At 42.3% G+C, this 12,360-nt stretch carries 13 protein-coding genes and 1 pseudogene; 2 read left to right on the top strand and 12 right to left on the bottom strand.

The genetic code is table 11. The features are described 5' to 3' along the window. Positions 1 to 316: 316 nt before the first annotated feature. The 5 genes from LC653_RS19445 to LC653_RS19425 all read right to left on the bottom strand — a co-directional run bounded on the left by LC653_RS19445 (position 317) and on the right by LC653_RS19425 (position 2,706). Positions 317 to 724: a type II toxin-antitoxin system VapC family toxin gene (locus LC653_RS19445; RefSeq protein WP_229483755.1), complete on the bottom strand. Its 408-nt coding sequence runs from the start codon at positions 722 to 724 to the stop codon at positions 317 to 319. Further along, the gene (locus LC653_RS19440; protein ID WP_229496264.1) at positions 705 to 968 is read right to left on the bottom strand and encodes a hypothetical protein; all 264 of its coding nucleotides are present in this window, start codon (positions 966 to 968) and stop codon (positions 705 to 707) included. The genes LC653_RS19445 and LC653_RS19440 overlap by 20 nt, the downstream gene beginning before the upstream one ends. Positions 969 to 1,178: 210 nt before the next feature. Next, entirely contained in the window at positions 1,179 to 1,481 is a 303-nt protein-coding gene (locus LC653_RS19435) for a type II toxin-antitoxin system RelE/ParE family toxin (protein ID WP_229483757.1), read from the bottom strand. Further along, positions 1,481 to 1,747, bottom strand: coding sequence for a ribbon-helix-helix domain-containing protein (locus LC653_RS19430; protein ID WP_229496262.1), 267 nt, complete (start codon positions 1,745 to 1,747; stop codon positions 1,481 to 1,483). Before LC653_RS19430 ends, LC653_RS19435 begins: the two co-directional genes overlap by 1 nt. A 221-nt stretch (positions 1,748 to 1,968) precedes the next feature. Further along, positions 1,969 to 2,706 (bottom strand): Ycf66 family protein, encoded by a 738-nt coding sequence (locus LC653_RS19425; protein WP_229496260.1) that lies wholly within the window; start codon positions 2,704 to 2,706, stop codon positions 1,969 to 1,971. A gap of 315 nt (positions 2,707 to 3,021) precedes the next feature. Here LC653_RS19425 and gnd point away from each other — a divergent pair, with 315 nt between their 5' ends. After that, entirely contained in the window at positions 3,022 to 4,452 is a 1,431-nt protein-coding gene (gene gnd, locus LC653_RS19420) for an NADP-dependent phosphogluconate dehydrogenase (protein ID WP_229496258.1), read from the top strand. Between the two features lie 871 nt (positions 4,453 to 5,323). Here the strand turns inward: gnd and LC653_RS47375 are convergent. From LC653_RS47375 to LC653_RS19395, 5 genes and pseudogenes are all read right to left on the bottom strand, one after another. Continuing rightward, complete coding sequence (locus LC653_RS47375) at positions 5,324 to 6,325, bottom strand: PstS family phosphate ABC transporter substrate-binding protein (protein WP_372478193.1); 1,002 nt, start codon at positions 6,323 to 6,325, stop codon at positions 5,324 to 5,326. A 114-nt stretch (positions 6,326 to 6,439) separates the two neighbouring features. After that, positions 6,440 to 7,459: pseudogene (locus LC653_RS47370) on the bottom strand (CHAT domain-containing protein); the annotation flags it as partial. 21 nt (positions 7,460 to 7,480) lie between these two features. Continuing rightward, a complete protein-coding gene (locus tag LC653_RS19405) occupies positions 7,481 to 8,386 on the bottom strand; it encodes a DUF1822 family protein (protein ID WP_229496256.1) in 906 nt (301 codons plus the stop codon). Further along, complete coding sequence (locus LC653_RS19400) at positions 8,386 to 9,075, bottom strand: helix-turn-helix domain-containing protein (protein WP_229496254.1); 690 nt, start codon at positions 9,073 to 9,075, stop codon at positions 8,386 to 8,388. The genes LC653_RS19405 and LC653_RS19400 overlap by 1 nt, the downstream gene beginning before the upstream one ends. Positions 9,076 to 9,489: 414 nt before the next feature. Continuing rightward, positions 9,490 to 9,678 carry a hypothetical protein gene (locus LC653_RS19395; RefSeq protein WP_229496252.1) on the bottom strand — a complete coding sequence of 63 codons (189 nt, stop codon included), beginning with the start codon at positions 9,676 to 9,678 and terminating at the stop codon, positions 9,490 to 9,492. 221 nt (positions 9,679 to 9,899) lie between these two features. Between LC653_RS19395 and LC653_RS19390 the strand changes: the two genes are divergently transcribed. Then, positions 9,900 to 11,495 carry a calcium-binding protein gene (locus LC653_RS19390; RefSeq protein WP_229496250.1) on the top strand — a complete coding sequence of 532 codons (1,596 nt, stop codon included), beginning with the start codon at positions 9,900 to 9,902 and terminating at the stop codon, positions 11,493 to 11,495. On the opposite strand, the gene LC653_RS19385 is transcribed toward LC653_RS19390, so the two are convergent. Next, positions 11,482 to 11,703, bottom strand: a complete 222-nt coding sequence (locus tag LC653_RS19385) for a hypothetical protein (RefSeq protein ID WP_229496248.1) — start codon at positions 11,701 to 11,703, stop codon at positions 11,482 to 11,484. The two genes, LC653_RS19390 and LC653_RS19385, sit on opposite strands and share 14 nt — an antisense overlap. A 108-nt stretch (positions 11,704 to 11,811) precedes the next feature. After that, a complete protein-coding gene (locus LC653_RS19380; protein WP_229496246.1) occupies positions 11,812 to 12,177 on the bottom strand; it encodes a hypothetical protein in 366 nt (121 codons plus the stop codon). Positions 12,178 to 12,360 lie beyond the last annotated feature (183 nt).

Here is a 12,360-nt window from a genome sequence, read left to right as displayed (position 1 = left end):
TCACAAATTATAGTATTTTTGCCTGATTTCCTTGATAAACTAACCCCGATCGCCAGTGCAACTCCTCATCGTCTTAACCTAGAGATATAGTACTGCGATCGCTATTCCATTCTGATGGTACTGCGATCGCTGCATAAATATCGATTAGCAAAGATTTCACCCTGTGCTAATTTTGCGTCGTAACGCACTCTACAGAACTAAAATATCTAAAGTGGGGGATATGGTATTGCGATCACTATATGCTTTTATATATTCTGATGGTACTGCGATCGCTGCATAAAATCGATAGGGTAACTTTTATCGCAATCAAAGCACGTCAAGCTTGACTCCAATCTTGCAACTCTAGTGCTTCAATTCTACCGAAATGACGCTGATTATGAGTAATCATAACTAGATTATTGGCAATGGCAACCCCAGCAATGAGCAAGTCAATATCGTCGATGGGAATCCCTTGGAGCCGCAAGTTTGCGTAGATATCTGCGGATAGGGTGACTGATTGTTCAGTAAGGGGTAAGACAGTATTTTGGGCGACAAACTCCAAAAACAAAGCGAGTTGCTTTTGGGCATCACGGTGCTTTAAGCCGCTGAGAATTTCGTAATAAGTGATGATACTAATGTTGATTTGACGATAGGTTATCAAGTAAGTCTGAAACTGAGCTACTACATTGGTATTGCCTCGGAAGAACAAGGACAAAATATCACTATCAATCAATGCTGGTTTCACGGTTTCGTCTTTGAGAAAATGCTTGCTGACGACGGATAGCAATCTCGTCTGAAAATTCGCCGTATGCTTCATCTGACATATCGCTCCAGCAACCTGCGAACTGCATGATAGCAGCAGCGTTGTGGCTGTTAGTTTCTGAGCTAAGTCGAAATCCGTGAATCATCTCATAGAGCTGTGCTAACTTAGCATCTGGGACTTGCTGCACTTCTTCTAAGACTTTAACTCTCCATTCAGAATGGTTCATTAGCTAATCATCTCCTGATTTTCCAATTTTTAATCTTAATACAAGAAAGAGACTTATGACCCTAACCCTGAACTTGCCACCAGAATTAGAACAGTATCTTGCACAATAAGCTAAACAGTAAGGGCTTTCTGTGGAAACATATACTTTACAGATTTTGCAAGAATAAATTTTGCCGAAACAGAAACAGTCTAAGTTGGACAACTCAAAAATCTATTCATCGTCCACATCTGCAAATATAGATTTTAAATCCCGATAACCGCTAATTACCCGCACAATTACAACACTATTTTCAAAAACTCGATAAAAAATAATGTAGCCATCTAAAGGTATTCCTCTAAGGCTTGGATCAAACTTGGCGTAACTTCGTCCTATATTCGGGAATTGAGCTATGTTTTGGCACTTCTTATTAAATCCTTGAATAAATTTTTCCCCTGCGTTAATATTGCGAACTAGAAAATAATCCAAAATTTCGTCTAAATCTTGGCTTGCTTCTTTGGCAATAAAATATTCCATTATTCTTGAGTCTCACGCGCTTTGCGTAATTTTTCTGACAGTCGCGCCATCACAACTTCACCATCTAGTACGTCTCCACGTTCAATAGAAGCAAGCCCAACAGCTATTTTTTTCTGGGTTTCTTCTTCCCATTCCTGATAACCCATCTCCCATTCTTCCAGCAGTTTCAATGCTTTAGCAATGACATCTTCAGCATTTTCATATCTACCTGTAGCAATTCGGGTTTGTATAAATTGCTCGTATTCCGCTTTAATTTGGATGTTCATAATTTTTATCCCTAGTTAGTTAAGAGCCTTCCCAAAACTATGCTCTAACCCAAGCTGTAACTATTATCGGTGCAGATATTGCGTAGCTTGCCGCCGTAGGCATCGCAACAACTAATGTTGGTCATTTATCAAGGTTTCTTTCAGCCGATTTGTGGCAGAACATTAAAACAAGTTGAGTGAAACCCAACATTATATTAGGTTAACGCTGGGTTTCACTGTATTCAACTAGCTTGATTAGGCGGTATTTCTTCAGGTAGCATTTCCGCCGGGGGAGCGAGTACCGCATCCGGCACAATTTCTTCTACGGGAATCGGTTGCTTCTCCTCAATTTCAAAATCTGGTTGCGCTGCTTCCACCAATTCAGGAGATGGGGGATGTGGTGGAATCGCTTCCGGTACACTCGCGATTTTGGCTTCGGTGTCAGCAGTAACTGTCTCCTCTGCTGGTTTTTCTGGTATGGCAGTAGTTTTGTCGATAATCTCAACAGTAGGTTTCTCTGCCAATACAGAGGTAATATTTTCAGGTTTGGGGGTTGTGGGTGTTTTTTTACTCCCAGTTTGTTGTACCTTGTCTTTCACACCACTGAAGGTGCTACCAAGACCTTTTTGCAACTGGCCCAGCCGTTCCTGAAGAGAGAACTTATTTACCTGTTCCTGAATGCCAGTTTTCACCGTCTCAGGACTGGGTACTTGGGTTTGTTGTGGCTGCGGGGTCAGTTGGCGACGTAATGATAGAGTTTGCCAGCCAAACCAGACCAAAAGAGCCACACTAGCCACATGACCCAGCAACAAACCCCCAGTAATGCGTGGTGCAAACACCCATAAAACTAAGGCGTAGAACAATCCTACACCACTCCAGATAAAGTCATTCTTGCGGTGGATTTCTGGAAAAAAGAAAGCTGCTATGTAAATGGCTAAACTACCAAGACCGACCACCAAAGCTAGGACAAATGCCAGCATTATTTGGTTACTCCTTTGACTAGGGATTGGGGACTAGGGATCGGGTACTGGGTATTAGGTATTAGGAAGAAAAAGTAATTTATTGAATTAAATTCCTTCCTAGTCCCTAGTCCCCAGTCCCCAGTCCCTCAACTAACAATTTTGCAAATTTTGCCAGTCAATTGTTGATTTAGATACAAATTAAAATTAATTATCCGTGTTAGTTGTGGATTTTTGTCGTTTATTCAACTCTTAAGGTCTTCTTTAGGGGAGAACAGAAAATATCGGACTACCCTTAAAGTAAAAGGATCTGCAAGAGTTAGCCAGAAATTTTTTATGACACTACAAAGCTTTGGTGTGATTGGATTAGCCGTTATGGGTGAGAACATCGCTCTAAACGTGGAGCGCAATGGCTTCCCAATTGCAGTTTACAACCGCTCCCGAGAAAAAACGGATGCGTTTATGGCGCAGCGTGCACCAGGACGGAACGTCAAAGCCGCCTTTAACCTGGAAGAATTCGTTGCCTTATTGGAACGTCCCCGCAAAATTCTAGTAATGGTGCAAGCTGGTAAGCCAGTGGATGCGGTGATTGCTCAACTCAAACCCTTGTTAGAAGAAGGCGATATCATTATCGACGGTGGCAACTCTTGGTTTGAAGATACGGAACGACGCACTCAGGAATTAGAACCCGCAGGGCTTCGGTATCTTGGTATGGGTGTCAGTGGCGGTGAAGAAGGAGCGCTAAATGGGCCTTCACTGATGCCTGGAGGTACAACAAGCTCTTACGAGTTTCTATCGCCAATTTTCAACAAAATTGCTGCCCAAGTCGATGATGGCCCTTGTGTAACCTACATTGGCCCTGGTGGTTCTGGCCATTATGTCAAAATGGTACACAACGGCATTGAGTATGGCGATATGCAGCTAATTGCTGAAGCCTACGACTTGCTGAAAAATGTCGCGGGATTAGACCATAATCAGCTACATGAGGTGTTTGCTGAATGGAACACCACCGATGAACTCGATTCATTTTTGATTGAGATTACGAAGAATATCTTCCCATATCTTGACCCAGAAACAAATCTACCCCTGGTGGATTTGATTGTTGACGCAGCAGGTCAAAAGGGAACTGGACGCTGGACTGTGCAAACTGCATTGGAATTGGGAGTCTCTATTCCTACAATTACAGCAGCAGTTAATGCCCGGATTATCTCTTCTATTAAAGAGGAGCGGGTTGCAGCATCTAAAGTCCTTACAGGCCCCAGTGGCAAGTATGATGGGCAAACTAAGGACTTTATCAATAAAGTACGCGATGCTCTCTATTGCTCAAAAATCTGTTCTTATTCTCAAGGGATGGCGTTGCTATCCACAGCTTCAAAAACATATAACTGGAATTTGGATTTGGGCGAAATGGCGCGGATTTGGAAAGGTGGTTGTATTATTCGCGCTCGCTTTTTGAATAAGATTAAGAAGGCTTTTAGCGAAAATCCAGCTTTGCCTAACTTGCTGTTAGCTCCCGAATTTAAGCAGACAATTCTCGACAGACAGACTGCTTGGCGGGAAGTGATTGCGACAGCTGCAACACTGGGAATTCCAGTACCCGCATTTAGCGCATCCTTGGATTATTTTGACAGCTATCGCCGCGATCGCTTGCCCCAAAATCTAACTCAAGCACAACGCGACTACTTCGGCGCACATACTTACCTGCGTCTTGATAAGCCCGGAAGTTTCCACACTGAATGGGTACCCATTGCTGAAGCTAAGAAGTAAATTTTCACACATCTACATCAGGATATTGTGAAAAATTAAAAAGTTTCAGAATACAGTTTTAAGGGTGGCTCTGAGTTTCAGAGTCACTTTCTTTTTAGGGAACCGTAGACAAAATCGCTACTCAACGAAGAGGCAGGGGGAAGGGGGCAGGGGGAGCAGGGGAGAATAATTTGTAATTGTAATTTAACGTGAGTCTCCAAGGAAGGCGCAGTTAAATTACAGCAGTTTTCATGTATTTGAACCACATCTGTCGTAGGGGCACAGCAATGCTCATTGGTGTCAACTTAACGTAAAAGCTGTGTCCCGCAAGGAACTGAAGTTCCTTGCTAATAGTAAAAGTCATCTAAAAGATGACTAAATTCCCCAACAATCTTTAGTCATCTTTAGATGACTTTAGCTATTAGTCTTGAACTTTAGTTCAAGGCGGTTGAGTCAGCCCAGCAGTTAAGCTATTTTTAGCTTAAGTTGACACCTATGAGCAATGCTGTGCCCCTACCGCGTAGTCTATTTACCTGAAAATAGCTGTAAGATTTGTGGACGAGTCTTTTATACTCGTGAATGAGTCTTTTATACTCGTGAGCGAGTCTTTTATACTCGTGAGCGAGTCTTTTATACTCGTGAATGAGTCTTTTATACTCGTGAATGAGTCTTTTATACTCGTGAGCGAGTCTTTTATACTCGTGAGCGAGTCTTTGATACTCGTGAGCGAGTCTTTGATACTCGTGAGCGAGTCTTTGATACTCGTGAGCGAGTCTTTGATACTCGTGAGCGAGTCTTTTATACTCGTGAGCGAGTCTTTTATACTTGCCTCCCCTGCTCCCCCTGCTCCCCCTGCTCCCTGCCCCCTGCCCCCTGCTCCCTTGCTTCTTGTTCAACGGATACGCACAAATCCAGCTTCATTCATCAGTTTTTGTCCCTGATTTGTTAGTAGCATTTTGGCGTATGCCTCGCCCGCTTGTTGTTCTAAACTGTTATTATTATTCTGCTTAACTATGACAAACATCTGGCGTGTAATTGGATACTGACCTTTTTTGAAAGCATCGATGTTTAACTTGTTGCGTTGATTCGGACATTGATCGGCTTTAATCAAAGGTTCTGCATAAGGGGCTACAAAATTGTTCCCTTGTTTGGCGATTGGCAATGGTTTAATCTGACATTGGGGGACAACTTCTGGAGCCGAAGCGTAGTAAATGCCACCGCGATCACTTGCTAATTTTCTCAGTCCATCTGTTGTATCGTAGACGTATACTACGTTACCTCCTAGTTTTTCTTTACCGAGAACATTGTCAACTAAGAACTCTACAGTGCCGCCGTCTTCAACGCGACGGGAGTAAGCAGTAATTTTTAGGTTAGGGCCGCCAACCTGATTCCAGTTAGTTATTTTACCAGTGTAAATATCTTTGATTTGCCCCAAGGTTAGCCCTGGAATTTGCAGAGTGGGGTGAACAGCGATCGCTAATCCTTCCAAAACCACTGGAATTTGTTTCAGACTCAAGCCCCGTTGTTGAGCTTGTTGATACTCTCTGTCTGCGATCGGGCGGGAGGATTGCGAAAAGGTAAGTTGTCCTGACAACAACATCCGAATTCCCGTACCAGAACCTGGTGTAGCATTAATCGCATCGGTATAACGTAATTCAAACTGCGGATGTGCTTTTTTGATTTCAGGATCTACACGTTGCCGAATTGGTGCCCAAGATGTGCTACCACCATAAAACCATGTTCCTTCGGGAGCAGTTACCGAACTAAAATCGGAGTTGACTTTTTTCCCAACTAAATAGGCTACACCGCCACTAACAACTACACCAAGCAAACCAATTAATAACCACGGCTTGATATTTTTCTTTCGTTCATGAGTTGAATCCTCTGGCTTGATTGGAGTCGGCTTTGCCGGAGAACCTCCGCGCAATCCTTGCCAAGTCAATGGTTCAACATTAGCTTCAATACAAATTGTTGGCAACCAAATTGCACCTGGATAATCAGACTTAAAATGTTCTAGGCGTTTGCGGGCTTTTTTTACAGAAGTAAATAATGACTTATTATTATGAGTAAATTCTTGGAAAAAGTACCTTAAAAAATCTACTGCTACGGGGTCTGGTACAGGTTCCCGCATGATAATAACTTGAGGTAAATGTATTTGGGCAAGTTGGTTAGCTAATCCTAAACCATCACAAGAATTAAAAATTGCTAACTGTAATCCTTTATCAATAGCTTGCTTCAAAGCCTCCTTAAATTCCTCAATAGTCAAACTCTCTTCATCATTAAGTTCAATCCAACCTATCTGCCCATCTTCTTGACTTCCACTATGTCCCGTAAAAACGAAAATATGGTAGCCTTGTTCATCCCAAAGAGCATCACACAAATCCCGGCGGCTAGGCTTAATTAAACAGCGTACTTCTACCCCATCTGTCTCTAAGTCTTGAATTACTTTTAAGTCATCTTTTGTATTAATGCCGTCACTTCTGCCCACAGCAACTAAAATTCTGACTTTTGTACTTTTAGGAACTAGTTTATTTATCTTAGTATTGGAGCTTTTGGGCGCACTGAGGGCAACTTCGGCGTTGGGATAGTGTTCTTCTAATAAATTCCATGCTTGCCAAGGAAGGCGGCGTAAATCAATATCTTTAGCATCAATGATCACACGAATCTCATCATTTGACTCATGTAATTGTTGAGCGATCGCAATTAATCTATCCCGGATTGGTTGCCACCTGCTATCTCCAGAGTTGAGCCATTGATTCAGATAATCTTTGACTGCTCCGGTGTGTTCCCCGTGAGAATGAATCGTCACACTTTTGGGTGTAAGACGTAACCCTGGTGCGGGAGCAACACAAGAGCGTACAGCTTCGATTTGACGATAAGCTGATTGCCATTCATTAAAGGATGATTCTAAATTTGGTGGTAATGGAGGCAAAAATCCTTCTGTTTCTTCATCCAAGTTCTTCGCTGTTAGAATTACCAAAAATCCATCTGTTGAATTGCGTCTGAGCTTCAACTTGATGATTGCCATTCCTGTCTCCTTTTGTTTGTCTTAAACAACAAACTCTTCCATCAGACTTGTTTCCCCTAACCCTATCTTGACACTGAATTTTTCCTCGTGCTGGCAGCTAAACTCTAGTTGCATCCAATCATCTGCACTTCTTGCTTGCGCTTCCATGCCAGTGTTTCCGGCTTCATCAAGGACAATCAGTTGTAAATCTGGTGGTAGATGAATAGAATCATTACCCGGATAAATTCGTAGGCGAATATTAAAAACTTCGCTATCTGTGGGAGTTAACTGCATTAATAACAGTACTTGGCTTTCCAAATTAATCACCTTTGCCCGACTGATGGAGTTAGTTGAAGGGCGAGTCATTGTGCTACTGCTTCTGAAATTGTTAGCAAACACTAACTCTGGGGGTTGCCAATCTGGCTGGAATATTCCCGTAAGCCATTGACGCAGATTTATTAATAGCGTTCGCATCTGTATAATCTCGAAAAGAGGATCAAAGGATTGCAGTTGTGTTATTTGCAGTATTGCTGGTGATTCAGCCATCTCCCTTGCTGGAACAAATCCCAGTAATTCTACATAATCTAATTGTTGACTAAACTGAACTCCTACATAACCAATGCGCTCTTGTGTCATAGTTGGAGGCAAGACTATAGCAACCTCACCCGGTAACACTGGACGACATTCAACCTTACCAACACCAGGCAAGACTAAATCAGCAACATCAAAAATTGCTCTTAAACCACGATGCCAACTGTCGCCTTGATTTAGTGCTGTCTCAACGTTCAGCCATTTGAGATAACTGTGAACGGCATAAACAGCCAAAGTATTCAGATAAACTTGTTTTCCCTTTAGGGGGTTATCTTGCTGCCTGGCAAATTCCTCAGCCCAACGGTGGGCATTTTGGGGGAGAGGGACGCTTAAAATATGTGGTTGTGTGTTAGCCATTAGTCAGATCCGAAATTCATACCGATTTCTTTTAACAGGGGAAGACAATTTTTCTTCCAGTGGGAGTAGAGAGTTTGATTGCTTATATTTAACTCTCTAGCAATATCAGCGATTTTATGAGGTGGTTGTTCCAGAAGTAAGCGCATTGCCAATAAATGACAATGGCATTCTGGATTTTTGCGGGGATGACTAGCTGTTAATTTACCCTCTTCGTCTTGCTCAATATATTGCCAGATGCGTTTACCAAGGCATTGGCGCTCAGTTTCTTGGATTTGGGCAATTTTGATATCCAGCAAATCTAAAGAAATAGTTTGTGACTGACGGTCTGGCAAAATATTTAGCAGGCTTGTTTCGTCACCCTCATCGTTACGGATAAGCCTGTCCAAACTGATGGTATAATTACTATCTGGTATATATAAATCTTTAATGCGCCACTTGAGATAGCCATTAATCCAGATTACTAGGCTTTGTTGGAAAGAAGGCGATCGCGCTTCAAACTCGCAAATCTTCCGGCTTACCCATTCCCAAGTTTGATTTAAGGCTTCTAAATAGTCTTGGTGTCCAGACTTATAAATGCCAGGGAGTTGTTGAATGACCATCAGCAATCTATTTAATGCTTTCTGCCTTTCTAGACTGGGGTCTGGGTAGCAGCATACCTCATCAATCAGTTTTTTAAGTTGTTCATCCACAACGGTTTTGCTCCCAAGGTGCTGTGCCTGTTAATTACTTCCCCGAAAGACAACAAAGCTTTTGCTGCTTGAGTTTACCTGATTTTTAATTCACTTATTACGTGTGGATGTTATAAATATCAACAAGTTTTTATTACTCTTGCTAGATAAAATTCATCATCGCATGGCACGGAGTTAAACTAAAGCCCAAAACGCTTTTATCTCAACGAAGAAGCTCTTGGTTGGGGGCTAAAAGCTTGGGGAAATGACCCCTGACGAAGCGATGAGAGTTATTTTGCTAATTCACATTGCCAGATTTTTGTCAATCTCAAATTTAGTTCAGTTAGATAATGATCTGAAATTGGCCTTGATTGATCAGATTAAATCTAGTTTAATTAGGTTCAGATAACAGTTCGCGGTATAGCGAACAAACTGTTAAGTCCCTAAGTACAGCATTTCATTAATTCGTAGCAAATTAAATTTGGCAATACCCTGCAATGCCAATGCATCGGCTGACAATGCCAATGCATCGGCTGACAATGCCAATGCATCGGCTGACAATGCTAATGCATCGGCTGACAATGCTAATGCATCGGCTGACAATGCTAATGCGTCCCCTTGCATTAACAACGCTACGATTTTACGCAAAGCTGTACTAAGTTTGAACGCAGGAGGCTAAATCAACTGATTTGATCGCCTGAAAGCCTTATTCTCTCATTACCGCCCTGAGCGCTTACTCTTCATACTAGTACCGAAAAGTCTGCGCTCTCAAAGATTTACGCTAATCGAGCGTACCACTTGTCCACAATACAGAAAATTTACTGAACAAAAACAAGGAGCAAAATATGTCAGAGATTGTTTTACCTACTGTTTTATTCGATTCTTCTGGATTTAGTTGGGATATCCAAGAAAATGGAAGTATTTTAGAGGGCACTAATGATGCCTATGATAGTGGACTCAGTTTAAATAACTTCTCCTTTTTCTTGAATACTGCTCAAACCGAGGATAACGGACGAGAAGTAGTTATCGGGCCAGTTTTCATTGATCAAGTGCAAGTGCAGCGGAAAATATATGTGCCAGAAGACCAGTCTTGGGCTAGATTTCTCGAAATTGTCACAAATACTAGTTCTGCAACGGTCAATTACACAGTTAGCCTCAATACCAATCTCGGTTCTGACAGTTCAACTGTTTTAGTTAGCACTTCTAGCGGTGATAATGTCTTTAACACAGACGATAACTGGCTAGTTACAGATGATTTTGATGGTACCGGCGACCCTACGGTAGTACATGTAATAGCAGGGGAAAATGGAAGTCTTAAACCTGATGCTGCATCCTTGAACGTTGATGGCGTTAACTTTGCATACAATCTCACTTTAGCTCCTGGTGAAACCCAGATTGTTATGCATTTTGCTGCTCAGAATTCTGACCAAGCGACAGCACTGGCTAAGGCAGCAGACCTAGAATCGCTGGGGTTAGATGCATTGGCAGGGATAAGTTCAGAAGAACGAGAGCAGATAGTTAATTTTGCTCCTCCTCCTCCACTCAGTTTGACAGGCAGTGAAAATGACGATCTATTGACAGGTTCTGACCGCCGTGAAATCATTTTCGGTTTAGATGGTAATGATGTCCTGGAAGGACTTGGTGGTAGTGACCAAATCTTCGGTGACAGTGGCGATGACCTAATTACTGGCGGCAATGGTCAGGATACAGTGGAAGGAGGAACTGGTGAAGATTTGATTTTTGGTGATGCTGGCAATGACAACATTGATGGTGGAGATGACAATGACAACATTGATGGTGGTGAAGGCATCGACTCCATCTCTGGTGGTGAAGGTAGCGATCGCATTTTTGGCGGCAATGGTAATGACATTATCAGTGCTGGGAATGGCGACGACATTATTGATGGTGGTGCAGACAACGACTCCATCTCTGGTGGTGAAGGTAGCGATCGCATCTTTGGCCGCAATGGTAATGACACCATTAGTGGTGAAGCGGGAGCAGACATTCTCATCGCTGGATTGGGGAACGATTATCTTGATGGCGGTGAAGGTAACGATCGCCTGATTGGAGTAGACACCAATGTTACAGTCAATGGAGTGGGATTTGGCACTGGTGAAGTTGATATTTTAACTGGTTCATCCGGTAGCGATACCTTCGTCCTTGGGGATAGTAGTTTTCTCTACTACGATGATGGTAAGTCTTGGACTACAGGGGAGTCTGACTATGCCCTAATTACTGACTTTGACTTCAATCAGGATTTTATTGAACTCAAAGGCTCAAGGGATTTCTATAGCTTAGACTTCTTTACTTCTGCTACTGGCACGACTGATGCTGCACTGATTTACGATCCTGGAGTAATAGCCACAGATGAAGTGATTGGCGTTTTGCAAAATGTATCGCTCGATCTGAATCTGTCTAGTAGTGCGTTTACCTTTGTTTAGATAAAATTCTCCAGGGTAAACAAGCTAAAAACAACACGCGATCGCACCAAAGAACTTTTATAACAGGTTTTAGTTCTCTGGTGCGATCGTACTCTATAAATTCTAATGGCATGAAGTTAGGGACTTCCAAGAAATAAATTATCCAAATTAAACGAACCACTCCAGACGCAGAGAACACAGAGAGAAGAAATAGAGAGGGTTTTTGCATCAGTAGTTTTGGGACATTTTTTTATTTGGAAGTCCCTTAAGCTAAAATCCCAAAGCCTCTTAGTTCAAGAGACCTCTTGCAAAAGTCTATCCCCTTTTCCACATCCCGTCAAAAGTCAGGTTGAGCATACGCATTTGCTTGTTGAGCGACAGCATTTGCTTGTTGAGCGACAGCATTTGCTTGTTGAGCGATCACATTTGCTTGTTGAGCGACAGCATTTACTTGTTGAGCGACAGCATTTACTTGTTGAGCGACAGCATTTGCTTGTTGAGCGACAGCATTTGCTTGTTGAGCGACAGCATTTGCTTGTTGAGCGACAGCATTTGCTTGTTGAGCGACAGCATTTGCTTGTTGAGCGTACGCATTTGCTTGTTGAGCGTACGCATTTACTTGTTTGGAAGTAGGTACGGTACTCTCTCTCTTTTTTCCAACGTCATCAATGCTACCCAACTCTAACCTACTTGTCCCAAACATCTAGGACTTTTGCAAGAGGTCTAAAGATTTACGTTAGACCTCTTGCAAAAGTCCCTACTGGAGTTTAGACTAAAAGCGATATGAGAGAACGCAAATCAAATGGAATTAGAGATTAAAAATATTATCTTGTCAGCCTCAAAGCATCCGCGACCTTTAACAATTCTGTAGTATATCTGCTCCAGA

It is taken from the genome of Nostoc mirabile CHAB5784 (genome assembly GCF_020829645.1).
GTDB lineage: Bacteria > Cyanobacteriota > Cyanobacteriia > Cyanobacteriales > Nostocaceae > Nostoc > Nostoc mirabile.
The sequence above is the reverse complement of the archived record's forward strand: the minus strand, read 5'-3'. Positions and strand labels throughout refer to the sequence as shown.